The sequence below is a fragment of the Roseateles sp. DB2 genome (genome assembly GCF_051857535.1).
Lineage (GTDB): Bacteria > Pseudomonadota > Gammaproteobacteria > Burkholderiales > Burkholderiaceae_C > Roseateles_B.
Genome location: NZ_JBPZGY010000023.1, coordinates 14,226 through 37,084 on the forward strand (window position 1 = coordinate 14,226; position 22,859 = coordinate 37,084).

A 22,859-nucleotide genomic window follows, 5' to 3' on the forward strand; every position below is an offset into this window, starting at 1 on the left:
GTCCTCATGGCAGTGGTTCCCGGCTCAGGAGGTAGCCCACGCCGCGAACTGTCTGGATCAGTCCGGGCCCCAGCTTCTTGCGCAGGTGATGGATGTGGACCTCGATGGTGTTGCTCTCCACCTCCCGGCCCCAGGCGTAGAGCTGCTGCTCCAGCTGTTCCCGGGAGAGCACACGTCCGGCCGACAACATCAGCAGTTGCAGCAGATCGAACTCCCGCGTGGCCAGCGCGACGGGCTGGCCGGCGCGCTGCACGCTGCGCGCGGCAGGGTCCAGCACCAGGTCCTGCACCTGCAGCCGCTCCTGCGGTTGTCCGTGGGCGCGGCGAACGAGGGCCCGCAGTCGGGCGGCCAGCTCGTGCAGGTCCACGGGCTTGACCACGTAGTCGTCGGCCCCGAGATCCAGGCCGCGGATGCGGTCGGGTACGGCGTCGCGCGCGGTCAGCGCCAGCACGGGCAGCTGCACGCCAGCGGCACGGATGCGGGCCAGCACCTCAAGCCCGTCCAGCAAAGGCAGGCCCAGGTCCAGCACGGCCGCGGCATAGGGCTCGGCCCGCAGCTCGCGTTCGGCGGCCGCGCCGTCACGCACCCAGTCGACTTGAAAACCCAGCTGGCGCAGGCCTGTGCGCAGGCCGTCGCCCAGCAGCGCGTCGTCTTCGGCAATCAGGATGCGCATGGTCGCGTGGCCTCCGGGGGCTCAGTCGTCGTCGTGGGAGCGACCACGGTGGCGCTCGCCCTTGTCATGGTGTTCATGATGCACCGAATGCTGCTCATGGCCACCTTCCCCTTCCTTCCCGGGAGCGAGCGCACCACGGTTCCACTGCCAGGCCCAGAAGGCGGCGATCAGGGTCGCGATTCCCAGGGCCAGCGGCCAGAGGCTGTGGCGGACCAGGTCCGGGCCGGCGCCGGGCTGGCGGCCGCTGAACATGGGGGCGAAGGCATTGCGCCGACGCAGCACCGACAGCCCGGCCAGCAGGCCCAGATGCAGCAGCACGACGAAGAGCATGATCTCACCGCTGGCCTCATGCAGTTCCTCCAGAGCCTCGCCCAGCCATTCCTGGTCCAGGGCCAGGCCGCTGAGGCCGCTCAGCAGGGCCAGACCCAGCAGGCCCAGTGCGGCCGCGGCCTGCCCGGCGGCCAGCAGGCGCCCGGCCTCCAGGCGCCCCTGCCAGGCCCCGCGGACGCGGTTCAGCAGGGCGGCCAGCCTGCTGCGACGCGGCCCCAGCAGGCCCCACAGCAAGCGCCACAGGGCCAGGCCCAGTGCGGTGTAGCCGAAGCTGATGTGCAGGCCGTGCCAGGCTTCCTGCTCGGCGCTCACATAGGCGCCGACAAAGCTGAGGGCCAGGGCCCAGTGCACCAGCCGCGTCGGGGCGTCGATGATCCGGCGCTGCTTGGGGGCGGTCTCGGCCGGCGCCTCGGCGCCGCGTGGCGGGTTCTGCGTGATGTCCATGAGGGGCTCCAGCGGTGGCTTTCGATGGGCTCATGGTGGGCGCGGCAGATGAGCGTTTTCTTAACGGCCTTCGGGCGGGCTGCCGGCCTCGGGCTCTCCCAGCCGACCCTGGGCCTCGTCCTCGGGCGGCGGTTCACAGGCATGGCGTGCCAGAGCCATCCAGGTGGCGAAATCGGGCTGGTGCGGGCGGCGCGGGGCGGGGCGAGCGAGCTCCAGGTGCCTGGCATGGGCCAGCAGCACGCCGAAGCTCTCGGGAATCTCCTGCGGCTCGGCGATGCCGGCCTGCAGCACGAACCAGCACTGACTGCTGAGCGCCAGATAGGCCTGGGACTTGGCGGGGCGGCGCAGCTCGCCCAGCAGGTCCGCGCGGCTGACCTTGATCTCGTGAACGGCCACATCCAGATAGTCCGCCACCGTGGTGTGGCGAATGGAGAAGACGTCAGGCATCGCATTGACCCAGCGGGGCCGGGGAAGGCGCATCGGCGCGCTGGCCTCGATCAACGTGCCTGCCTCGGCGGGCGGTGCACCGTCGGCGGGCAAGCCGGCTCGCAGGCTCAGTCCTCGCCATACGATGCGCCCGGCTCGCTGAAGCTCCAGGGCCACGCGGCCGACCAGCTGCTCATGGGCGTCTCGCGCCTGCCGGTTGCGATGGAGCGTGGCGGCCAGGGCCTGGATGCCGGCATCGGTGACCCGCAGCCGTTCCTGCGGCCCTTCGGTGAGGCGTTCAAGGAGGCCGGCCGCCAGCAGCTCCACCTCGATCAGGTCCTGGCAGGGCCAGCCGGCGCTGCGCCAGATCTCGCGCAGGCGTCGCCAATGCGGGGTGCCCAGGGCCATGGTGAGCGCGGCCTCAGTCCAGTACCGGAGGCTGGGCGTCTGCAGCCTGGCGCGTGGCGCTGGCTTGCGGTGCGAACTGGGCCCAGGCCACGCCGGCCAGCGTCAAGGTGGCGCCCAGCAGCTTGGCTGTGCCGAACTGCTCGCCTCCCGCAAGCCAGGCGGCCAGACCGGCGATGGGTGGCATCAGGTAGATCAGGGGTGCCGTGCGGGCGACCCCGCGCTGCGCATTGACCCAGCCCCAGGCCAGCCAACTGCCGAAGCCAATGCCCACGACCGCCCACAAGGCGCCCAGCCAGAGCCCGGGCGTGATGGCAGCCCAGTCGGTCTGCAGGGCCGCAGGCACGGCGTAGAGCAGCACCGGTGGCGTGGCGGCGAGGCTGGCATAGCACATCACCAGCACGGCGCCATGGCGTTCGATCAGGGGCTTGGCTGCCACCGTGTAGTACGAGAAGAGGGCCGCGGCGATGAGCAGCACCAGGTCTCCGCCGCCGGCCCGCCAGTTGGCTGCCAGCAGCTTGTCCGACATGAAGAGCAGGGCCCCGGCCACCGCCAGCACGATGCCCACCAGTTGGGCCCGCCGCAGCCGCTCCAGGCCATAGGCGCGAAGGATCAGCAGGGTGAAGATGGGGCCGCAGGCCAGCAGCACCGAGCTGGAGAAGGGCGTGGACCAGTGCACCCCGAAGCTGGACAGCATCAGATGCAGGCCCTGGCCGAGAAGGCCCAGGCGCGCCAGCGCCCAGGCATCCTGGCGGGACACGCGTGGCCAATGCAGGCCATGCTGTTGCAGCAGCAGGCCGATCACCAGCAGCGGCATCAGGGTGAAGCGCAGGCAGAGGAAGCCGCCCGGCCCCATGGCGGCCAGCAGGGCTTTCTGCAGGGGAAAGTTGAGGCCCCAGGCGAGGATGACCAGGAGCCCGGCCGGCAGCGCGAGCCGGGAGAAGGGGGAGGCGGTGGGCATGCCCGGCATCTTGCCAGCGCGGGCGGCCGGATGCTGTCAGCAAGGCGCCGTCCGGCGCGCAGTGGGCAAGAAAAAACCCCCTGGCCGGGAGGCTCAGGGGGTTTTGAAGGGGATCAGGGACAGCAGGATCAGGGCTCGATCCAGGTGCCTTCCAGGGCGCCGGGCGTGCCGGTCAGCCAGATGGTGTAGACCTTGCCGGCCGTCAGCGTCTTCTTGGACAGGAAGACCGTCGGTGCGCCTGCGCGGACGTCGAACTGGATTTCGCTCGTCGTGGAGAGCAGGGTGCTGCTGGACAGCTGACCCGGGGCGACGTCGGCGATCAGCGGCTGGGCATCGATGTACAGGGACACCTTGCCGAGGCCCTTCACACTGTTCAGGACGCGGACCTTGGCCTGGTTGAGGCCGGTGGGCAGGGAGTTGTCTTCCTTCAGCGCGGTCAGCGTGGGTGCTGCGGCATCACCCCACAGCAGCATGCTGTACACGCCGCTGCGCTCCAGCGAGAGGGTCTGCGGCGCCTGGGCCGTGCCGTTCACGCTCCAGTCCACCTTGAGACCGTTGGTCACGGTGATGTCGAAGTAGGAAGAGCGGGCGGGCGCAGCCTTGTCATCCAGTGCGGTGGAACCGTTGAGGCGGATCGTGGCCTTGTCGCTGCGGGTCAGGGCGGACAGGGCGCGGACCTTGGCCAGACCGTTCTCGTACTTGGTCACGGTGCCTTGCTGGCCCAGCAGCAGGCCGTTGACCATCACGCCACCGGTGGCGCTGGTCAGGACCAGGGTGTTGACCTTGGTCGAGTCCAGGTTGACGCTGGGGATGTCCAGGCGCAGGTCGCTCTTGTTGCCGGCAGAGGTCACGCGGATCTGGTAAGTGCCCGAGGTGATGGTGCGGTAGGCGTCACCATTGCCCGGGATCAGCGAAGAAGCCGTCGGTGTGGAGTCGCTCAGCGAGGCGCCGGGGGCCGTCACGTAGACGTCCACGGTGCCGGCGTCCGGCGACAGGTTCAGGGTCAGCAGCTTGGTGTTGCCGGTGGTGGGCTCGGCCTCGGACTCGTTCAGCAAGCGGGTGGCCATGGAGCCGGTGTTGCCGAAGGCGATCAGGGTGTAGTGGCCGTCCTTGACCAGATTGCTCAGGGCCGGGGTGGACAGCAGGGTGGTGGTGCCCGCGACCAGCAGCTCGGAGGTGTTGCTGCCGGTGCCGATGCTGCCGTAGCCGGATACGGTGCCGAAATTGACGCCCGTGTTGACCTTGGTGTCATTGACCTTCAGGTCCAGGGAGGAGTAGCCGACGCTTGCGTTCAGAAGGCGCACGTTGGTGTTGCCGTCATTGCTGCCGCTGCCGCTGCCACAGGCGCTCAGCGCCAGGGTGCCGATCATGGCGATCGAGCTCGCCCATCGAGTGAATCTCATCAAACGCTCCAGTTCTCCGTTCGCGCCCCAGGGGGCACGCATGAATCGAGTACGCGACAGCCCGGGGCTGCCGGCGTCGACTGCGGGCGATTGTAATGAGATGGCCTGAAGCTGTCGGTGAGCCTGGGCGAGGGCCATTCCGTAAAGATTTGATGCCCTTGCCTGTGCCTAGAGCCGGCTCTCCAAAGCAGGGTTGCCCGCCATGGGCCGCGCAGGGGCCGCTGCTAGCATCAGCCGCGACCTCGGGCCGCCTGCGCTGGCCTGAGCTGGCGCAATGACAAGCATGAAGGAGACCGCCATGGCCTATGAGCATCTGCTGGCCCCGCTGGACCTGGGCCATACCCAGCTGAAGAACCGGGTACTGATGGGCAGCATGCACACGGGGCTGGAGGACTCCCGCAAACATTTCGAGCGCATGGCGGCCTATTTCGCTGAACGTGCGCGGGGCGAGGTGGGTTTGATCGTCACGGGCGGCTTCGCCCCCAATATCGAGGGGTGGGCCAAGCCCTTTGCCGGTACCCTGGCCACCAGCGGCGCGGCGCGCCGCCACCGCGTGATCACGGACGCCGTCCACGCCGAGGGCGGCAAGATCGCCCTGCAGATCCTGCACACCGGCCGCTACGGCTACCACCCGCTGTGCGTGGCGCCCTCGCGCATCCAGTCGCCCATTTCTCCCTTCACGCCGCGCGAGCTGGGCGAGCGTGGCATCGAGCGCCAGATCCGCGCCTTTGTGCGCTGCGCCAGGCTGGCCCGCGAGGCCGGCTATGACGGCGTCGAGGTGATGGGCTCGGAGGGCTACTTCATCAATCAGTTTCTGGTGACCCACACCAACCAGCGCCAGGACCGCTGGGGCGGCGCCTACGAGAACCGCATGCGCCTGCCGCTGGAGATCCTGCGTCGCATGCGCGAGGCCGTGGGCCGGGACTTCATCATCATCTACCGCCTCTCCATGCTGGACCTGATCCCGGACGGCAGCAGCTGGGAGGAAGTCGTGCAGCTGGCGCGCGAGCTGCCCGGCGCGGGTGCCGACATCATCAACACGGGCATCGGCTGGCATGAGGCCCGCGTGCCCACCATCGCCACCAGCGTGCCGCGTGCCGGCTTTGCCTGGGTCACGAAGAAGCTGCGCGAGCAGCTGCGCGCTGAAGGCATCACCACGCCGCTGGTCACCAGCAACCGCATCAACACCCCCGAGGTGGCCGATCAGGTGCTGGCCGAGGGCAGCGCCGACATGGTCAGCATGGCCCGCCCCTTCCTGGCCGATGCCGACTTCGTGCGCAAGGCCCGCCAGGGACGCGCCGACGAGATCAACACCTGCATCGCCTGCAACCAGGCCTGCCTGGACCATGCCTTCCAGCAGAAGATTGCCAGTTGCCTGGTCAACCCGCGGGCGGCCCACGAGACCGAGCTGCGCGTGATCCCGCTGCAGAAGGAGCAGCCGCGCAAGCGCATCGCCGTGGTGGGCGGCGGCCCGGCCGGCATGGCGGCGGCCACGACTCTGGCCGAGCGCGGCCACGCGGTCGAGCTGTTCGAGGCGGGCGCGGAGCTGGGCGGCCAGTTCAATCTCGCGCGCCGCGTGCCTGGCAAGGAGGAGTTCAGCGAGACCCTGCGCTACTTCCGCCGCCGCATCGAGACCACCGGCGTGCAGCTTCACCTCAACCGCCGCGTGGGCCTGGACGACCTGCAAGGCTTTGACGAGATCCTGCTGGCCACCGGCGTCGCCCCGCGAAACCCTCGCATCGAGGGCCAGGCCGAGGGCGAGGCCCGGGGTCAGGTCTTGAGCTATGTGGACGTGCTGCTGCAGCGCAAGCCCGTGGGCCAGCGCGTGGCCGTGATTGGCGCGGGCGGCATTGGCTTCGATGTGTCGGAATTCCTGCTCGAGGCCGGGCATTCGCTGGCGCTGGACCCAGAGGCCTGGCGCAGGCACTGGGGCGTGGGTGACCCTGCCGAGACCCGTGGCGGCTTGCTGCGCGCCGCACCCGAGGCCCCGCAACGCCAGATCACCCTGCTGCAGCGCAAGAAGGGCAAGCTGGGCGCCGGCCTGGGCAAGACCACCGGCTGGATCCACCGTGCTGCTCTCAAGATGAAGAACGTGGAGATGGTGGGGGGCGTCAACTACGAGCGCATCACGCCCGAGGGCCTGTGGGTCAGCTATGGCGAGAAGCGCGAGGACCTGCAGCTGATCGAGGCCGACACCATCGTGCTGTGCGCAGGCCAGGAGCCGGTGCGCGAGCTGCAGGGGCCGCTGGAGTCCGCGGGGCGCCGCGTGCATCTGATTGGCGGCGCGCTGGAGGCCGGCGAGCTGGATGCCAAGCGTGCCATTCGTCAGGGGGTGGAGCTCGCTGCACGCTTGTGAGCCCGACCCAGGCTTCTTGACCTCACGGCCAAGCGTGCAAATTTTCTCTGATGCCGGAGCGGCGCGCTCCCGGTAAACCCTAGACGGCGTGCCGCGCGCACCGCTTTGGCCTGACAGTCCTGTGCAGAGGGGGCGTCCCGAGATGTTGAATGGCGCTCGATCCCGATAAATACAGCGACCCGTGGACCCAGTGGTCCGAGGGATTCGCGAAAGGTCTGTCGCTCCATGCGCTTTCTGCGTCGCCGCCCGCTGATGGCGAGCCCGCTGCTCCTGCCGCTGTGCGCGCATGCGCAAGGCGGGCTGCTGCCCCGCTGGGATGATCTCCATGCCCAGGACCCCGTACTGTGGCTCGGACTGGCCTGCGTGGCCGGCGGGCTGGCCATGGGCGGCGTACTCGCCTTGTTCTTCCATCAGCGCCAGCGCCTGCAGCGCCGACGCGAGGAACTGCGCCGCCTTCGCCAGGAGCGCGCCCGTCTGCGCGCCTTCCTCAATGCCGTGCCCGATCCCATGTTCTCCAAGAACGCCTGGGGGGCCTATGAGGGCTGCAATCCGGCCTTCGAGGCCGCGGTGGGGCTTGATGAAGCCGAACTGCTGGGCCGGCGGGACGACGAGGTGGGCATACGCCTGGACTGGACCCGCAAGCGCGACCGCCAGCTGAGCTGGTACCAGCGCCCCAATGGCGAGCGCCAGTGCCTGGACGTGGTCCAGGTGGACATCCACGATGGCGAGGACTTCCTTGGCCGCATGGCCATCGGTCGCGACGTCACCGAGCTGCAGCTCGCGCGCGAGAAGGCGCGCCGCGCCGAGACCGTCTTCGCCCACTGCGGCGAGGGCATCCTGGTCTGCGACGAGGAACTGCGGGTGCTGGACCTCAACCCTGCCCTCAGCCGCATCTGCGGCTACGAGCGCGAGGAGCTGCTGGGCGAGGTGCCCCAGCTCTGGCGCGATGGCGAGCAGGACCCCGAGCAGCTGCTGGCCCTGCATGCCCAGGTCGAGAGCCAGGGCCACTGGAGCGGCGAGCTGCTCGTGCGCCACAAGAGCGGCGATCCGGTGCCGGTGTGGGCGACGGTGGTGCGCGTGGAGCCCGAGGCCGGTCAGGCCGAAGGCGTGCAGTACCTCAGCGTGCTGACCGACATCTCCCGCATCAAGGCCACCGAGGCCGAGCTGCTGCACCAGTCCCTGCACGACCGCCTCACCGGCCTGCCCAACTCGGCCCTGATGCGCGACCGCATCGAGCGCGAGATCGGCCAGGCCCAGCGCGCGCAGGGCAAGGTGGCGGTGCTCTTCATCGACCTGGACGATTTCCGCGACGTCAACGACATCGCCGGCCATGCCGCAGGCGACCAGGTGCTGCGCACTGCGGCCGAGCGCTTCGTCAACGTGGTGCGGGCCAGCGACTCCGTGGCCCGCGTGGGTGCCGACGAGTTCGCCATCGTGCTGGGCGGGCTGGATGACGAGTCCGCCGCCCTGCGTCTGGGCGACCGCCTGGTCCAGGCCATGGAGGAGCCCATTCACGTGGGTCTGCAGCGCTTCAATATCGGCGCCAGCATCGGCCTGGCCCTGTACCCCACGGACGGCCAGACGGTGGACGAGCTGCTGCGCAATGCCGAGGCTGCCATGTGCCGAGCCAAGGGCCATGCACGCAACAGCGTGCAGTCCTACCGACCCGAGCTGACCCAGGCCGTGCAGCAGCGCTTCGAGCTGACCCATGCCCTGCGCCTGGCCAACGAGGCGGCGCAGTTCCGGCTTGAGTACCAGCCCCAGGTGCGCCTGTCCGATGGACAGCTGATAGGCGCCGAGGCCCTGCTGCGCTGGCGCCACCCGACCCGCGGCCCCATCTCGCCGGCCGAGTTCATCCCCCTGGCCGAGGACACCGGCCTCATCGTGCCCATCGGGCGCTGGGTGCTGGAGCAGGCCTGCGCCCAGGCCGCGCGCTGGCAGGGCCAGGCCGGCAAGCCGCAGCAGGTGGCGGTGAACGTCTCGGCCCGCCAGCTGCGCCAGCCCGACTTCATCCTGGCCCTGGACTTCATCCTGATGAGCACCGGCTGCCCCGCCACGGCCCTGGAGCTGGAGGTCACCGAGAGCCTGCTGCTGGAGGATGCCGAGCAGGCCATCCGCCTGCTGAACCAGCTGGCCGACCGTGGCGTGCGCGTGGCCATCGACGATTTCGGCACGGGCTATTCCTCTCTGGCCTACCTCAAGCGCATGCCGGTGCAGACGCTCAAGATCGACCGCAGCTTCGTGCAGGAGCTGGGCGAGGACAACAACGTCGCCGCCATCGCCCGCACCGTGATCGTGCTGGCTCACAGCCTGAACCTGGATGTGCTGGCCGAGGGTGTGGAAACCGCCCAGCAGGCCGAGTGGCTGCGCCGCGAGGGCTGCGACTGGGCCCAGGGCTGGCACTACGGCCGGCCCATGCCCGCCGAGGCCTTCGTGCTGCCTCAGCCCGTGCCCACGGAGCCCAGGCTGGCGGTGGTGAAGGCGCTGCAGCGGGCCTGAATCCCGCCCTCGCGGGCTTGACGGGGCCAGGTCTTGCCCGCCCGCGGCGGGTGCGCTCACCTGCCAGGACTTGCTATACGCCGAGGCGTGCCTGATCTCTAGACTCCCGCTGCTCAATGCGCTCCGGAGGCTGCTGCCCGTTGGCTGCAGGAGGAGCATCAGGTTCACGGCCCGACGAGGCCGGGGCCGCATGACATAGGGAGATGACTTGATGAAGACCATCCTGGCGGTGCGCAGCGCGGCTTGCCTGTGCGCGCATGGCGCGACGCACGCCCAGTCCACCGCCCCGTTCGCCCCGAGCGCGACCACCCCCACGCCCCCAGCCAGCAAACTGCCGGCCACGCCTGCCAGGCCAGGCAGCGGGCAGACGGCGTCCCTGTCGGAGTCCGAGGGGAGCAACTGCCCGCGGGACGAGAACGGGGATCCGCGGTGCGTGGTGACGTCCAGCGGCACACGTTCAGGCGGCGGAAGCTACACGCCGCCTGAACCGGGCAAGCAGCCGGGTGGGGCGATGAGCGGCGATGGAGCTGGAGGGGGGCAGGCGGAGGGGCGGGAACTGACCCTAAAGAGGAGGAGCGGAAAAAGAAGAAGGATGACTTTGACAACGAGTGTGAGAAAAAAAGGGAAAAAATGGATGCGGCGGACAACCTCATACTGCAGTCGGCCCTCAAGCATTGCAACGATACGTATGGAGGCGGCTGGTTTGGTGCTCCGCTGGGTTCGCTGTGGAATCTTGCGATGTTTGGCCTACCGATGCGGCAATGCCTGACGGATGCAAGGAATGAGTATTCCTCGCACCTGTCCGCCAACTTGGATATGCAGAAGATCTGCAAGTACAACAATCCATATAAATGATGAATATGTCCAGAGGCTTAGCCATCGTCATCGGCGCCCTGCTGCTGATTTTGCTTAGCGGCTGGCTATCCAGCCGCCCCTTGGTCACGCACACACAGTTGGCCCTCCCTCAACCCCCGCAGAATCCGGCCCCTGCGCAAAGTTCAAAGTCGGAGGTAGCCCCTGATCAAAGCATGAGGGCACCTCACGAAGAAGGGGTGGCTGCGAATTCGGGGACCGCGGCCGTGGCCGCAGCACAGCCACTGGGTGAGCGCCTGGCCCTGGGGGTCGAGGCCCTACAGCCCGCGATAGCCCTGGAAACGGCCCGGGTCCTGGCTCGTTGTGCGACCTTGCAGCAAGACTTTCAATTGCTTGAGGAGCGCATGAGCCGAGAGGAAGCGGGCGCCTACAAGGAAAGAATGATGCGGGAGAGAGAGGCGCTGATGGCGCAGGAAAGGAACTGTCAAACCTTGCCTGCCGGCATCAGGACTCAGGGGGACGAGCTTCAGCTGAGGTCGCGCCTGCTGAGGCATGCCTATGCCGCCCGTGTCCCTGGCGCTGCGGCAGAACTCCTTGGGATTCCTCAGCAGTTTGCGGGCATCCCAGTTGGCGAATTGAGGGACCGTACCGCTGAAGACGCACGAGCCGGCGACATACCCACCTTGACGGCCTGGGCCCTCCTAAAGGCGCAGGCTGGTGATTTGGAGTCGCCAGACTTCAAGGTTTTTGCGTTTGCACTGCAAAGGGCCGCGGGCAACCCGGAACTCGAACACGAGGTATCGCAAGCCCAGGCGGTATATGCCAGGGTCTTGGAGCAATACTGGGCGAAGCGTTACCCGGAGCAGAAACAGACCCGCCCCCTGGGCTTCAACATGGATAAACAGGGGGTGTTCCTCTATCCCCAGGGCTTCGAAGAGCCCCGCGACACGGCTTATCTGGCCCAAGCGCGGGCCATGGACGCCGTACTTGCCAGCACGGTGCATCGCATGCGCAAGCCCTCTTGATGAGGCGGGACGGCCATCGTTCGAGAGCCCTGATCCTATCGGGGCGCCGTCGTCCATCAACGCGGCCAGAGTCTGGACGCGCTGGCCGAGGCCTTCGAGCTGCTCCTGCCCGTGCCCACGGAGCCCAGGCTGGCGGTGGTGAAGGCGCTGCAGCGGGCCTGAAGCCCGCCCTCGCGGGCTTGACGGGGCCAGGTCTTGCCCGCCCGCGGCGGGGGCGCTCACCTGCCAGGACTTGCTATACGCCGAGGCGTGCCTGATCTCTAGACTCCCGCTGCTCAATGAGCTCCGGAGGCTGCTGCCCGTTGGCTGCAGGAGGAGCATCAGGTTCACGGCCCGACGAGGCCGGGGCCGCATGACATAGGGAGATGACTTGATGAAGACCATCCTGGCGCTTCTCAGCGCGGCTTGCCTGTGCGTGCATGGCGCGACGCACGCCCAGTCCACCGCCCCGGCAGCCCCGAAAGTCCCGCTGCCGGCCACCGCTGGCAGCAAGCTGGCGGCGGTGGCCGCAAAGCCGGGCAGCGGGCAGCGGGCAGACGGCGTCGCTGTCCGAGTCCGAGGGCAGCAACTGCCCCGTAGATGGAAACGGTGATTCGCGGTGCGTGGTGACGTCCAGCGGCACACGTTCAGGCGGTGGAGGCGGAAGCTACACGCCGCCGGAGCCGGGCAAGGAGCCGGGTAAGCAGCCGGGTAAGCAGCCGATAGAGGGCGGACGGGGTGGACATGGGGCTGATTCAGGAGGCGGAGCGGCACAAGATGCAGCAGAGAAGGCGCGGGAGCGAGCCAGAGCACTGTGCCTCAGCGACTATGAAACGGATCTGAAGTTCATTGCAGATGACTTCAACGCATCGGTTCAAACGCAGTGCGGCAACCTGGCGCAGCTGAAGATTGGCTTCAAGGCGGGACCGGTTGAGATGGAGCTCGACCGCATCGGCGCTGTCATCGAAGAGCTGGGGCGGCCTTTTGGATGGGGCTGCGTGGGTATCGCCAGCGCCGCCAGGAATGGCGCTGTCGAGCAGAAGCGCGCAAAGCGCAATCAATGTCTGGCCAAGGCAGACAAGGGCTGATCGATGAACATCGCGAACAGGTGGGTGCTTGCCCTTGTCATTGTCGCCCTGGGCGCCTGGGTGGCGGGGCGGTTCACGGCGGATCCGCAAGTGCGGGTGGTGGGGGCGCCGGCATCCGCGGGACCTTCCCTTGTCGCTGGGCCGCCGCCCACGGCGGCGTCGAGCGACGGCGGGCGTGTCGCACCGCCGTTGCAAGGTAGTACGACGGCGGCGCCGTCCACAGCAGCCAGACAGCGAAGCTACGCTGAGCTCATCCGCCGCTTCCCTGGCGGCCTGCAGACAGAGGCACAGCAGGCCTTGCGCGCTGGCGATGGCGCCCGGGCCAGTGAGGTGGCACGAGAACTGGGGACCTGCCAGTCCTGGGCGGAACTGCGAGAGGCATTGGAAAGGACAGGCAAGCAAGCGTTGCTGGCACAGCGGTACCCGGAGGTGACGTCGTCGGAGCAGCCTCGGCTTGATGCCTTTTGCCAGACCGCAGGGCCTCACGCGCAGGAGTTGCAGGACAGCTTGCTGCTCATGGCGGCCCGGCAGGGCCTGCCGGATGCCGTCTACTGGGCTCATGAGATGGAGAAGGACCCTTCAGGTTCTGCCAGTCGATTGATCGGCCGCTGGGCCATGGAAGGCAAGGATTTGCGGGCTTTGAGAGCCGTGATCTATGGCATGCAGCCTGAGTTGTTCGGGCTGCGCATGGACGACCAGAATGTGGCGCGCATGGCGCTCGTGCTGTTGGCGCAGACACCGGAATACGCCGATCGACAAGGCGTGGTCAACGCCATTCAGTTGGGCCAGGAGATCGCCACCTATCAGCGGGCGGGGGTGGGCACCAAGCAGGCGTATGAGCAGCTCCTGACCGAGAAGCCTCCGCCCGTCCGATTTTCGGAGCTCAAGCTTTCTCCTGGCGACGAGCACCGAGCGCAAGCCATTGTTGAGGCCCTGGTCAGGGAGCGGCGCCGGCAACTGACAAAGCCGGGCCCCTGAGGCAGTCCTCATGCGGGATGCCCCGGGGCTGCTTCCCACGGTCGGCGGCGAGTGATCGGTCCGCCGCCCCTGCACCGCCTGCCCATCACCCAGCGGTGCCCGCGGCCTGAGCCTCGGCAGCAACGCAGGCCCCAGCCAGCAGCGCGAGAGAGAGCTCCATCACCTCCAGCCCTTCCCGCAGCTCATGGCTGGACCCGAACCAGCCGCATTCCTGCAGGGCAGGGGCGGCCGGGGGCTCGGGAGCCCCCTCTATCATGGCGTCTTGCATGGGTTGCCCCAGAAGTGATGATGACGCTCATCTTGCAAGTTATGCTGCAAGCCCGCATCGCCAAGCGGTGTGAGGACACACAGGGTTTCATGGGAGCCGCCCCGACCCGGCGGACCGCGCCGTTTCGCCGCAATCCCTTACTCGACAGCAGCCAAGGCCCAGGTCTTCGTCGAGTTCCCCTTCCGCGACCTCGCCGGCCCCTACGCCGGCCACGCGCAGCCGCTGCCGCCCGAGGACGACCAGCGCGCCGGGCGGGCGATGGACAAGAGCCAGCTGACCGTCTCCCCGGACAACCACTGCCAGTAGAACCCCCAGGGCTCGAACAAGCGCACGGAGGGCCTGGCTGAGCTGCAGTTCGCGCATTTCTTCGCGCCGGACAGCTGCTGGTTCGCCTCCCCAGGCATGGGCTATCGCGGCATGGCGCTTTACAAGCAGCTGCTAGGCGGCGTGGGCCATCGCCTGCAGCTCACGCCGGCACTGACGCTCTATGGCCAGCTGGGCCTGGATTCCGGCGGTTATGCGCCCGAGGTGATAGGCACGGCCTCGGGTCGCTGGTCTACCCCGGCGTGGGCCTGGATTACCGCTCTTCCATCCCGGTGCGCTGAGCCGCGGCTCGCAGGCCTTCACGCCGGTACTCACGCCGGTACTCACGCCGACACTCATGCAGTCACCGCCCGCCCACCAGGGCAGGGGTTCTCAGGGCAGCGGCACGCCGCCGCCGGCCAGGGCCTGCTGCAGGGCCTGGCGGTACTCGGCGGATTCGCGTACCGCGGCCACGCCGTCCCAGATCCGTTCCGCCAGAGCAGGGTGGCGCCGGGCGAAGGCGTGCGAGAGCAGCAGGTAGTAGGGCTTGCTCACCAAGGGCGGCCCCTGGCGTTCGATCTGCGCGGCGAAGGGCGGGTGGCGGCTGAGGGCGTAGTCGCCCTGGCTGGTCTGCAGGGCGGCGGCGCCCAGGCGGCCGCGCTGCAGCATGGCCAGGATGGCATCGGGCGCCTTGGCCGAGGCCTCGACGGGCAGCTGCTGCTGGCGCAGCCAGGCCACGATGGAGAAGCCGGCCTGCGCGCCCACGGCGCCCTCCAACTGGCTCACCTGCTGACCGTCCCAGCTGACGGCGCTGCCCTTGAGGCGGTAGAGGTGGTAACTCTCCTCCAGCATGGCGCGCTCCACGTCGACCTGCTCACCCCGCATGGGATAGCGGCCGATCTTGAGGCGCTCGGGCTGGAAGCTGGCCTTGAAGGCGCCGTCCACGCCACCATCTTGCAGCGAGAGCAGGCAGCGCCGCCAGGGCAGCAGCGTGACCTCGAAGCGCAGCCCCAGGCGCTGGCCCAGCAGCCGCATCATCAGCATGCTGAGGCCGCTGCGGTCGCGCAGCAGCCAGGGGTAGGAGTTCTCGTCCTCGGCGCACAGCTGCAGCGTGGTCGGGCCGCCTGTCTCCTGCACCTGCGCGACTGTCGGTCTGCACGCCAGGGCCAGGAGGCCCAGCAGGCCGACGGCCATGAGCGGTGCAAAGCCCTGGAGGCCAGGTCTTCCTGCGCGATCCCAGCGCATCTTGTGGTGTCTCCTGCCGTCCGCGGCAGGCGGACGGGGCCTCATGAATATAGCCAGCCGCGCGGGGCTTGTGGGGCCGCCGGCCGCCCCTGCGCGCCCCTCAGATCGGCAGCGCCGTGCTGTTCTTCACCTCTTCCATCACGGCATAGGTGCGGGTCTCGCGCACGCCGGGCAGGGTCCAGATCACGCTGCCGATGAACTCGCGGTAGGCGCTCATGTCCGAGACGCGGGTCTTGAGCAGGTAGTCGAAGCCGCCGGCCACCAGATGGCATTCCAGGATCTCGGGCCGGGCCTGCACGGCGGCCTTGAAGTTGTCCATCACGTCCTGCACCGTGCGGTCCAGCAGGATCTCGATGAAGACCATCATGGAGGCGCCCAGCTTGGCCGGGTTCAGCCGGGCTTCGTAGCCCAGGATGTAGCCCTCACGGGTGAGGCGCTTGACGCGCTCCAGCACCGCTGTCGGGGAGAGGTGCACGGCCTCGGCCAACTTGAGGTTCGAGATGCGCCCATCCTGCTGCAGCACGCGCAGAATGCGGGCGTCGATGGTGTCTAGACCCGAGTCGTGGCTGGCCATTTGAACTTCTCACTACAGTTTGGTTGATGTTCTGAATTTAATTCAGTACCAACCTGCATAAAGTTCAGGCTTTCACTAATTCGACCGACAAAAAAGGGGATCTCCATGACCGCCTTCACGCTCCTGCCCGAACACGCCCGCCTGCCGGACCCCTACCGCGACGAGATTCCCGTGGTGCAGGCGCTGGCCGCCACGCTCGGCGAAGGTCTGGACTGGAACGCGGTGATCGCCACCGCCAGCCCCTGGGTGGACCAGGTGCGCAACAACCCCGCGCCCTTCTGGGCCATGGAATCGCTGCTGCGCGAGTACCCCATCACCAGCAGCGAGGGCCTGGCCCTGATGCGTCTGGCCGAGGCCCTGCTGCGCGTGCCCGACGCTCCCACCGCCATCGCCCTGACGGCCGACCAGCTCGGCCGCGGCAGCTTCGACGGCGGCTCCGAGGGCCCGCACAAGATGCTGGCCAGCCTGTCGGCCACGGCCATCTCGCTGTCCAAGAAGTTCCTGCCTGAGAACGAAGGGCAGGGCGGCCTGCTGACCCGCCTGGGCGCGCAGACCGTGGTCGCCGCCACCGTGCGTGCCATCCAGCTGCTGGGCCGCCAGTTCGTGCTGGGCCGCAACATCCAGGAAGCGATGAAGGAGGCGGACGACGCTCGCCACGTGCAGTCCCAGCTGCGCTTCAGCTACGACATGCTGGGCGAGGGCGCTCGCACCGAGGCCGACGCGCGCCGCTATCACGCCGCCTACGTCAACGCCATCGAGGCCATTGCCGCAGGCCGCAAGGCCGAGTCGCCGGAAGGCTCGGACGGCATCTCCATCAAGCTCAGCGCCCTGTTCTCCCGCTACGAGGTGCTTCACCGCGAGCGCGTGTTCGCCGAGCTGCTGCCTCGCGTGTGGCTGCTGATCGAGAAGGCCGCGCAGGCCAATATCAACCTCACCATCGACGCCGAGGAGGTCGACCGCCTGGAGCTGTCGCTGGATGTGCTGGACGCCCTGGCCGCCCGCATCGCCGCGCACTTCCCGCAATGGCGCGGCTTCGGCCTGGCCGTGCAGGCCTACCAGACCCGCGCCCTGGCCGTGGTCAACGAGGTGGCCGCCATCGCCCGCAAGCATGGCCTGAAGTTCATGGTGCGCCTGGTCAAGGGCGCCTACTGGGACGGTGAGATCAAGCGTGCCCAGGAGAACGGCCTGGCGGCCTACCCGGTCTTCACGCACAAGCAGCACACCGACGTCAGCTACCTGGCCTGCGCCCAGGCGCTGATCCAGCATGCTGACGTGATCTACCCGCAGTTCGCCAGCCACAACGCCGGCACCATCGCCGCCATCGTGCAGATGGCCCGCGCGGCCGGCGCCAAGTTCGAGATGCAGCGTCTGCACGGCATGGGCGAGGGCATCTACCGCGAGGTGCTGAAGGACGCCAGCATTCCCTGCCGCGTCTACGCCCCCGTGGGTGAGCACCGCGACCTGCTGGCCTACCTGGTGCGCCGCCTGCTGGAGAACGGCGCCAACAGCTCCTTCGTCCACCAACTGGCCGATCCGACCGTCAACGTGCAGGAGCTGCTGGGCTCGCCGTTGGCGCAGGTCCAGGGCCGCAGCGCCCTGCCCATGCCCCTGGACCTCTACCGCGACGAGCACGGCCGCGGTCGTGCCAACTCCAAGGGCGTGGACCTGACCGCCCTGGACCAGCGCCAGCCCCTGCTGGCGGCGCTGGAGAAAGCCGTGGTCGGCCCGGTGGCCGAGGCCACGCCGACGGAGATCGGTGCCGCCATGGAGCGCCTCCAGGCCGGCTTCAAGAGCTGGAATGCCACGCCCGTGGCCCAGCGTGCCGCCATCCTGCGCCGCGCGGCGGACGCCCTGGAAGCCCGCCTGCCCGAGTTCTGCGCCCTGCTGGTCAAGGAAGCCTTCAAGACCCAGGGCGACTGCGTGGCCGAGGTCCGCGAGGCGGTGGACTTCCTGCGCTACTACGCTGACGAGGCCGAAGCCCAGGCGCCGCAGATGCTGGGCCGTGGTGTCTTCGTCTGCATCTCGCCCTGGAACTTCCCGCTGGCCATCTTCGCCGGCCAGGTCGTCGCGGCGCTGGTGACGGGTAATGCCGTCGCCGCCAAGCCCGCCGAGCAGACACCCTATGTCGCGCTGAAGGCCGTGGAGCTGCTGCATGAGGCCGGCGTGCCCGCCGATGCCCTGGTGCTGCTGCATGGCGCTGGCGAGACCGTGGGCGCGGGCCTGGTGGCCCATCCGCTGACCGCGGGCGTGTGCTTCACGGGATCGACCGTCGTGGCGCAGATCATCAACAAGACCCTGGCGGCCAAGGACGGCAGCGAGATCGTCCCCCTGATCGCCGAGACCGGCGGCCTCAACGCCATGCTGGTGGACTCCACCGCTCTGCCCGAGCAGGTGGTCGATGCCGTGGTGCAGAGCGCCTTCCGCTCCGCCGGCCAGCGCTGCTCGGCCCTGCGCCTGCTGTGCGTGCACGAGAGCATTGCCGACGGCGTGATCGAGATGATCAAGGGCGCCGTGCAGGAGCTGTGGGTGGGCCAGCCGGCCGACCTGGCCACCGACGTGGGCCCGGTCATCGACGACGAGGCCTATGTCAACATCGCCCGCCACGTCGAGCGCCTCAAGCGTGAGGCGCGCCTCATTGCCGAGGCCCCGGTGCATGACAAGCTGCCGCGCATCATCCGCCCGGTGGCCTTCGAGATCGCCAAGGTCTCGGACCTGGGCCAGGAGATCTTCGGCCCGGTGCTGCACGTGCTGCGCTGGAACGGCGAGGTCGATGCCGTGCTGGAGCAGATCAACGCCCTGGGCTATGGCCTGACCATGGGCATCCAGACCCGCATCGACAGCCGCGCCCTGCGCCTGGCCGAGAAGGCCCGCGTGGGCAATATCTACGTCAACCGCAACATCATCGGCGCGGTGGTGGGCGTGCAGCCCTTCGGCGGCGAAGGCATGTCGGGCACGGGGCCCAAGGCCGGCGGCCGGCACTACCTGCACCGTTTCTGTGCCGAGGCCGGCGCGGCGCCGGCCGTGGGCGGCGGCCTGATCTCCGGCAGTGCCGATGCCGGCCAGCTGAGCAGCCGCCTGGCCGCTCTGCAGGCCGCGCAGGCCACCTGGGCTTCGGTGGACCTGGCCCAGCGCGTGGCCGTGCTGCGCCGTGCCGCCGAGGGCGCCGAAGGCCCGGTGGCCGCCGTGCTGCGCGCCCATGCCCAGCAGGCCGAGCATGGCCTGCAGGACCAGGTCCTGCCCGGCCCCACGGGGGAGAGCAACGAGCTGCGTCTGCATGGCCGCGGCGTGTTCGCCGTGCTCAGCGAGGGCGCTGACGACGCCCAGATCGCCGCCGCCCTGGGCGGCGCCCTGGTGGCCGGCAACGCCGTGGCCCTGGTCGGCAACGGCCGCTGCGAGGCTCTGCGCCAGCGCCTGGTGCAGGCCGGCGTGCCTGGCACTGCCGTGGCCGTGCTGCCCGTGGACCTGGCCCATGGCCTGCTGGGCGCACCCGCCCTGGCCGGCGTGGTGGTGGCGGCCAACGACATCGCCCTGGCCCGCGCCGTGCTGCGCCGTCTGGCCGAGCGCCAGGGCGCCATCCTGCCGCTGGTCACCGCCGCCGATGCCGCCAATCCGCGCCAGCAGTACCGCTTCGCGGCCGAGCAGACCCTGACCATCAACACCGCGGCCGCAGGCGGCAACGCGGCGCTGCTGGCGGGCATGCACTGAGGCGCTGCCCGCTGGGGTCAGGTCTTGCCAGTGCTCGCCGGGGGCACCGCCCCTGGCGGGCCGGCGCAGCTCAGAGCCAGGTGCTGATCTGCGCCAGCGGCTTCTTGAGGCCGCCGTGCACCGGCACCTGGCAGCCTGGCTTGGGGTAGCCCACCACCAGCAGGATCACCGGCTTCTCGTTGTCCGGGCGCCGGCACAGGCCATTGAGGAAGCCCATGGGGCTGGGGGTGTGCGTCAGCGTGGCCAGGCCGGCGTCATGCAGGGCGCTGATCAGGAAGCCGGTGGCGATGCCCACTGATTCCGGCACGTAGTAATGGCTGAAGCGTTCGCCCTGTTCATCGATGCCGTACTTCTGCGCAAAGATGGCGATCAGCAGGGGCGCCTCTTCCAGGAAGGGCTTGTTCGGGTCCGTGCCCAGCGGGGCGAGGGCGCGCAGCCATTCCTCAGGGGCGCGGCCGCTGTAGAAGGCGCGCTCCTCTTCCTCGGCCGCCTCGCGGATCTGGCGCTTGAGCGCCGGGTCGCTGATCACCGTGAAATGCCAGGGCTGCTGGTTGGCGCCCGAGGGGGCGGTGCCGGCGGCCAGCAGGCAATGCTCGATGACCTCGCGGGGCACGGCGCGGCTGTCGAAGTCGCGCACCGTGCGGCGGCGCTTCTGCTGCTCGTAGTGCGCCAGGGCGCGGGCCTTCATCTCGTCCGCCGGCAGTTCCCGGTAGTGCACCAGGGCCTCCATGGGGGGCAGGGGATGGGTCTGATGGGTTTGATTGGTCTGCATGTGGTCTCCTCTCGTGACTCCGGGCGCGAGCTTAAGCATCTGGGCTTCCCCTGCCAAGCCGACGTTATCCCGAAGCTTGCGCCAGCCGCCCGCGACGGCCTGCATGGGCTGCGCCGCGCCCCTCTTACACTGGTCCGGTGCAGCGCCGCAGGGCGCCGCCAGGCATTCCTTCCTCACCTCCTGAAACCGCATCCATGAACAACACCCTGGCCTTCATCGGCGGCGGCAACATGGCCAGCGCCATCCTGGGCGGCCTGTTGCGTGCTGGGCGCACGCCGGAGTCTCTCCTCGTCGTCGAGCCCTACGAGCCCCAGCGGCAGAAGCTGGCCGCGGAGCTGGGCCTGCAGGCCCTGGCGGCGCCGGACGCCTCGCTGGCCCGCGCCAGCCTGGTGGTCTGGGCGGTCAAGCCCCAGCTCTTCGCCGAGGCTGCCGCGCCCTGCTCCGGTCTGCTGGGCCAGGCCCTGCATCTTTCGGTGATGGCGGGCATCCGCTCGGACGCCATCGCCCGCGCCACCGGCAGCGAGCGCGTGGTGCGCAGCATGCCCAACACGCCGGCCCTGATCGGCCAGGGCATGGCCGGTCTCTTTGCCCGGCCGGCGGTGACGGCCAAGGACCGCCAGCAGGTGGAGGCCGTGCTGGCGCCCACGGGCCGGGTGGTGTGGGTGGCGCAGGAGTCCGACCTGGACGCGGTGACGGCCCTGTCCGGCTCCGGCCCGGCCTACTTCTTTTACGTGGTCGAGGCCATGGTGCAGGCCGCGCAGGAGATGGGCCTGAGCGAGGCCCAGGGCCGCGACCTGGCTCTGGCCACCTGTGCCGGCGCTGCCGCCCTGGCCCTGCAGTCGGGAGAATCGCCCAGCGTGCTGCGTGAACGCGTGACTTCCAAGGGCGGCACCACCTACGCGGCATTGAGCTCGATGCAGGCGGCCGGCGTCGGCCCGGCCATCGTACAGGCCGTGAAGGCCGCCCAGCAGCGGGCCCGGGAACTGGGCGACGAGTTCGGTGGCTGAGGCACTGGGCGCCTCAGGGGCGATGCAGCGGTCAATGGCCTGGTGCTCAGCCCGGCGCTGAGCCCATCCCGCGCGTCAGCGCGTCTGAGCCTGCCGGCCACGGCCCTACACTCACGCGCCGTGAGCTCCAATCCCGAACTCTCCCGCCGGGCGGCCTATCCTGCCCGTCACCCTGTTGCCGTCTGACATGGGCATTGCTTCCCGCCACTCCCTGCGCGACTGGCTGCGCGCACCCGGCAGCCTCAGCCGCCGCCTGGCCCGGCTGGGCCAGCGCTTCGAGGTGCAGGTGCTGCACCAGGGCGTGACCCCGCTGCGGGCGGCTGAGCGCCAGGCTCTGGGACTGCCCCGGCGCGGCTGCACGGTGGTGCGCGAGGTGCTGCTGCGCGTTGATGGCCAGCCCCTGGTCTGGGCGCGATCGGCCCTGCACCAGTCCTCGCTGGCCGGCCCGTGGAAGGCGCTCAAGGGCCTGGGTTCGCGGCCTCTGGCCCATCTGCTCTACGACGATCCGCGTATCCAGCGCAGCGAGCTGCAACCCCGGCGCCTGGCCCGCTTCGGCCATACCCGCCGGCAGATGCAGCGCCAGTGGCTGGCCGCGACGGGCGAGCTGCCGCCCGCGCAGATGCTCTGGTCCCGCAATTCCGTCTTTCGCCGGGGCGGAGCGCCGCTGCGGGTGATGGAGCTGTTCGTGCCGGGAGTCGCCGGCTACAAGCCGGGGAAGCGACCCCGCTGAGCAAGGGCGCTCACGGCACCTTGGGCAGATAGCGCTGCTGCAGCCTCTGCAGCTCGCCGCTCTGCTGCAGGCGGGCCAGCTCCTCGTTGACGAGCTGGCGCAGCGCGCTGCCGCGTGGATCGCGGCTGAACATCATGTGGTATTGCAGCGGCAGCGTGCCGGGCAGGGGCTGCGCCTCAATGCCGGCGGCGTCCAGCGAGCCCAGGGCGCCGGTGCGCTCCAGGCCGCGCATGGCTTCGTAGTCCTCCACCAGCACATCCACCCGCCCCAGCTGCAGCATGCGGAACAGCGCCGGGTAGCTGCCCGTGCGCAGCATGCGGTCGCGCAGGGCCTCGCTGAGCATGGGGTAGGCATAGCCGCGGATGCCGCCCAGCGTGTAGGGCTGCAGGTCTCCGGTGGACTTCAGGCTGAGCCCGCGGGGGTAGCGCTTGCGGTCGTAGAACACATAGCTGTGCGTCTGGTGGTAGGCGGTGGAGAGGAGGTAGTCGCGCTCGCGTTCGGGAGTGGCGGAGGCGTTGAGCAGCATCTGGTAGCGCGTGCCGTCCCGGACTTCCATCAGGCAGCGCTTCCAGGGCAGCAGCTCGATGGCGAAGCTGACGCCGCGCCTTTGCAGGATCAGCCGGATCAGCTCGACGGAGTAGCCCATGAGCTGACCCGTGAGCTGCCCGTCGCGGCGTTCTGCGAAGGTGTAGGGGGGCCACTCGTTGGCGTCGTCGCAGATGCGGACGGTGCTGGGGGGCAGGGGGGGCTCTGCGCGCTCCGCCTGCACGGGCAGGGCGGCCGCCAGCGCCAGCCAGGCCAGGACGCTGGCAAACCGGCCGCCCCTGCGGCGACGCAGGGGCGGGCAGGGGCGGGTGGGGGAGGCGGACATGGGC

The 22,859-nt window shown here is 69.3% G+C and carries 21 protein-coding genes; 11 read left to right on the forward strand and 10 right to left on the reverse strand.

All coding sequences use genetic code 11. From position 1 onward, the window contains the following. Positions 1-4 precede the first annotated feature (4 nt). From ACS5PK_RS21630 to ACS5PK_RS21650, 5 genes are all read right to left on the reverse strand, one after another. Complete coding sequence (locus tag ACS5PK_RS21630) at positions 5-673, reverse strand: response regulator (protein WP_439442340.1); 669 nt, start codon at positions 671-673, stop codon at positions 5-7. A gap of 21 nt (positions 674-694) precedes the next feature. Further along, positions 695-1,447, reverse strand: coding sequence for a cytochrome b/b6 domain-containing protein (locus ACS5PK_RS21635; RefSeq protein WP_439442341.1), 753 nt, complete (start codon positions 1,445-1,447; stop codon positions 695-697). Positions 1,448-1,507: 60 nt separating this feature from the next. Continuing rightward, positions 1,508-2,281, reverse strand: coding sequence for a hypothetical protein (locus ACS5PK_RS21640; RefSeq protein ID WP_439442342.1), 774 nt, complete (start codon positions 2,279-2,281; stop codon positions 1,508-1,510). Between the two features lie 13 nt (positions 2,282-2,294). After that, complete coding sequence (locus ACS5PK_RS21645; RefSeq protein ID WP_439442343.1) at positions 2,295-3,239, reverse strand: DMT family transporter; 945 nt, start codon at positions 3,237-3,239, stop codon at positions 2,295-2,297. A gap of 128 nt (positions 3,240-3,367) precedes the next feature. Continuing rightward, positions 3,368-4,642, reverse strand: a complete 1,275-nt coding sequence (locus tag ACS5PK_RS21650) for a DUF4397 domain-containing protein (RefSeq protein WP_439442344.1) — start codon at positions 4,640-4,642, stop codon at positions 3,368-3,370. A 283-nt stretch (positions 4,643-4,925) separates the two neighbouring features. Here ACS5PK_RS21650 and ACS5PK_RS21655 point away from each other — a divergent pair, with 283 nt between their 5' ends. From ACS5PK_RS21655 to ACS5PK_RS21685, 7 genes are all read left to right on the forward strand, one after another. Continuing rightward, on the forward strand, positions 4,926-6,998 hold the full coding sequence (locus ACS5PK_RS21655; RefSeq protein WP_439442345.1) for an FAD-dependent oxidoreductase: 2,073 nt from the start codon (positions 4,926-4,928) through the stop codon (positions 6,996-6,998). Between the two features lie 225 nt (positions 6,999-7,223). Further along, positions 7,224-9,497 (forward strand): putative bifunctional diguanylate cyclase/phosphodiesterase, encoded by a 2,274-nt coding sequence (locus tag ACS5PK_RS21660; protein ID WP_439442346.1) that lies wholly within the window; start codon positions 7,224-7,226, stop codon positions 9,495-9,497. A 630-nt stretch (positions 9,498-10,127) separates the two neighbouring features. After that, positions 10,128-10,352, forward strand: coding sequence for a hypothetical protein (locus tag ACS5PK_RS21665; RefSeq protein WP_439442347.1), 225 nt, complete (start codon positions 10,128-10,130; stop codon positions 10,350-10,352). After that, positions 10,349-11,335: a hypothetical protein gene (locus ACS5PK_RS21670; RefSeq protein WP_439442348.1), complete on the forward strand. Its 987-nt coding sequence runs from the start codon at positions 10,349-10,351 to the stop codon at positions 11,333-11,335. Before ACS5PK_RS21665 ends, ACS5PK_RS21670 begins: the two co-directional genes overlap by 4 nt. A gap of 373 nt (positions 11,336-11,708) precedes the next feature. Further along, a complete protein-coding gene (locus ACS5PK_RS21675) occupies positions 11,709-11,927 on the forward strand; it encodes a hypothetical protein (protein WP_439442349.1) in 219 nt (72 codons plus the stop codon). A gap of 10 nt (positions 11,928-11,937) precedes the next feature. Then, positions 11,938-12,402: a hypothetical protein gene (locus tag ACS5PK_RS21680; RefSeq protein WP_439442350.1), complete on the forward strand. Its 465-nt coding sequence runs from the start codon at positions 11,938-11,940 to the stop codon at positions 12,400-12,402. Between the two features lie 3 nt (positions 12,403-12,405). Beyond that, positions 12,406-13,380, forward strand: a complete 975-nt coding sequence (locus ACS5PK_RS21685) for a hypothetical protein (protein ID WP_439442351.1) — start codon at positions 12,406-12,408, stop codon at positions 13,378-13,380. A gap of 85 nt (positions 13,381-13,465) precedes the next feature. Here ACS5PK_RS21685 and ACS5PK_RS21690 read toward each other — a convergent pair whose 3' ends face one another. Continuing rightward, positions 13,466-13,648 (reverse strand): hypothetical protein, encoded by a 183-nt coding sequence (locus ACS5PK_RS21690; RefSeq protein ID WP_439442352.1) that lies wholly within the window; start codon positions 13,646-13,648, stop codon positions 13,466-13,468. A gap of 69 nt (positions 13,649-13,717) precedes the next feature. On the opposite strand from ACS5PK_RS21690, the gene ACS5PK_RS21695 reads away from it, so the two are divergent. Further along, positions 13,718-13,954: a hypothetical protein gene (locus tag ACS5PK_RS21695; protein WP_439442353.1), complete on the forward strand. Its 237-nt coding sequence runs from the start codon at positions 13,718-13,720 to the stop codon at positions 13,952-13,954. A gap of 390 nt (positions 13,955-14,344) precedes the next feature. On the opposite strand, the gene ACS5PK_RS21700 is transcribed toward ACS5PK_RS21695, so the two are convergent. Beyond that, complete coding sequence (locus tag ACS5PK_RS21700) at positions 14,345-15,196, reverse strand: substrate-binding periplasmic protein (protein ID WP_439442354.1); 852 nt, start codon at positions 15,194-15,196, stop codon at positions 14,345-14,347. A gap of 100 nt (positions 15,197-15,296) precedes the next feature. Next, the gene (locus tag ACS5PK_RS21705) at positions 15,297-15,770 is read right to left on the reverse strand and encodes an Lrp/AsnC ligand binding domain-containing protein (protein ID WP_285980828.1); all 474 of its coding nucleotides are present in this window, start codon (positions 15,768-15,770) and stop codon (positions 15,297-15,299) included. A gap of 105 nt (positions 15,771-15,875) precedes the next feature. Here ACS5PK_RS21705 and ACS5PK_RS21710 point away from each other — a divergent pair, with 105 nt between their 5' ends. Continuing rightward, positions 15,876-19,475 (forward strand): L-glutamate gamma-semialdehyde dehydrogenase, encoded by a 3,600-nt coding sequence (locus ACS5PK_RS21710; protein WP_439442355.1) that lies wholly within the window; start codon positions 15,876-15,878, stop codon positions 19,473-19,475. A gap of 70 nt (positions 19,476-19,545) precedes the next feature. On the opposite strand, the gene ACS5PK_RS21715 is transcribed toward ACS5PK_RS21710, so the two are convergent. Then, positions 19,546-20,247, reverse strand: a complete 702-nt coding sequence (locus ACS5PK_RS21715) for a nitroreductase family protein (RefSeq protein ID WP_439442356.1) — start codon at positions 20,245-20,247, stop codon at positions 19,546-19,548. Positions 20,248-20,441: 194 nt separating this feature from the next. On the opposite strand from ACS5PK_RS21715, the gene proC reads away from it, so the two are divergent. Both proC and ACS5PK_RS21725 read left to right on the forward strand, forming a co-directional pair. After that, positions 20,442-21,254, forward strand: coding sequence for a pyrroline-5-carboxylate reductase (gene proC, locus ACS5PK_RS21720; RefSeq protein ID WP_439442357.1), 813 nt, complete (start codon positions 20,442-20,444; stop codon positions 21,252-21,254). Positions 21,255-21,441: 187 nt separating this feature from the next. Next, positions 21,442-21,984, forward strand: coding sequence for a chorismate--pyruvate lyase family protein (locus ACS5PK_RS21725; protein ID WP_439442358.1), 543 nt, complete (start codon positions 21,442-21,444; stop codon positions 21,982-21,984). Between the two features lie 10 nt (positions 21,985-21,994). Here the strand turns inward: ACS5PK_RS21725 and ACS5PK_RS21730 are convergent, their stop codons facing one another. Continuing rightward, positions 21,995-22,855 (reverse strand): substrate-binding periplasmic protein, encoded by an 861-nt coding sequence (locus tag ACS5PK_RS21730; protein WP_439442359.1) that lies wholly within the window; start codon positions 22,853-22,855, stop codon positions 21,995-21,997. Positions 22,856-22,859: the final 4 nt, after the last annotated feature.

What these genes read in the sequence shown, in the direction of transcription:
- ACS5PK_RS21630 (WP_439442340.1), bottom strand. Translation starts at nt 673, where the DNA reads ATGCGCATCCTGATTGCCGAAGACGACGCGCTGCTGGGCGACGGCCTG.
- ACS5PK_RS21635 (WP_439442341.1), bottom strand. Translation starts at nt 1,447, where the DNA reads ATGGACATCACGCAGAACCCGCCACGCGGCGCCGAGGCGCCGGCCGAG.
- ACS5PK_RS21640 (WP_439442342.1), bottom strand. Translation starts at nt 2,281, where the DNA reads ATGGCCCTGGGCACCCCGCATTGGCGACGCCTGCGCGAGATCTGGCGC.
- ACS5PK_RS21645 (WP_439442343.1), bottom strand. Translation starts at nt 3,239, where the DNA reads ATGCCCACCGCCTCCCCCTTCTCCCGGCTCGCGCTGCCGGCCGGGCTC.
- ACS5PK_RS21650 (WP_439442344.1), bottom strand. Translation starts at nt 4,642, where the DNA reads ATGAGATTCACTCGATGGGCGAGCTCGATCGCCATGATCGGCACCCTG.
- ACS5PK_RS21655 (WP_439442345.1), top strand. Translation starts at nt 4,926, where the DNA reads ATGAAGGAGACCGCCATGGCCTATGAGCATCTGCTGGCCCCGCTGGAC.
- ACS5PK_RS21660 (WP_439442346.1), top strand. Translation starts at nt 7,224, where the DNA reads ATGCGCTTTCTGCGTCGCCGCCCGCTGATGGCGAGCCCGCTGCTCCTG.
- ACS5PK_RS21665 (WP_439442347.1), top strand. Translation starts at nt 10,128, where the DNA reads ATGGATGCGGCGGACAACCTCATACTGCAGTCGGCCCTCAAGCATTGC.
- ACS5PK_RS21670 (WP_439442348.1), top strand. Translation starts at nt 10,349, where the DNA reads ATGATGAATATGTCCAGAGGCTTAGCCATCGTCATCGGCGCCCTGCTG.
- ACS5PK_RS21675 (WP_439442349.1), top strand. Translation starts at nt 11,709, where the DNA reads ATGAAGACCATCCTGGCGCTTCTCAGCGCGGCTTGCCTGTGCGTGCAT.
- ACS5PK_RS21685 (WP_439442351.1), top strand. Translation starts at nt 12,406, where the DNA reads ATGAACATCGCGAACAGGTGGGTGCTTGCCCTTGTCATTGTCGCCCTG.
- ACS5PK_RS21690 (WP_439442352.1), bottom strand. Translation starts at nt 13,648, where the DNA reads ATGCAAGACGCCATGATAGAGGGGGCTCCCGAGCCCCCGGCCGCCCCT.
- ACS5PK_RS21700 (WP_439442354.1), bottom strand. Translation starts at nt 15,196, where the DNA reads ATGCGCTGGGATCGCGCAGGAAGACCTGGCCTCCAGGGCTTTGCACCG.
- ACS5PK_RS21705 (WP_285980828.1), bottom strand. Translation starts at nt 15,770, where the DNA reads ATGGCCAGCCACGACTCGGGTCTAGACACCATCGACGCCCGCATTCTG.
- ACS5PK_RS21710 (WP_439442355.1), top strand. Translation starts at nt 15,876, where the DNA reads ATGACCGCCTTCACGCTCCTGCCCGAACACGCCCGCCTGCCGGACCCC.
- ACS5PK_RS21715 (WP_439442356.1), bottom strand. Translation starts at nt 20,247, where the DNA reads ATGCAGACCAATCAAACCCATCAGACCCATCCCCTGCCCCCCATGGAG.
- proC (WP_439442357.1), top strand. Translation starts at nt 20,442, where the DNA reads ATGAACAACACCCTGGCCTTCATCGGCGGCGGCAACATGGCCAGCGCC.
- ACS5PK_RS21725 (WP_439442358.1), top strand. Translation starts at nt 21,442, where the DNA reads ATGGGCATTGCTTCCCGCCACTCCCTGCGCGACTGGCTGCGCGCACCC.
- ACS5PK_RS21730 (WP_439442359.1), bottom strand. Translation starts at nt 22,855, where the DNA reads ATGTCCGCCTCCCCCACCCGCCCCTGCCCGCCCCTGCGTCGCCGCAGG.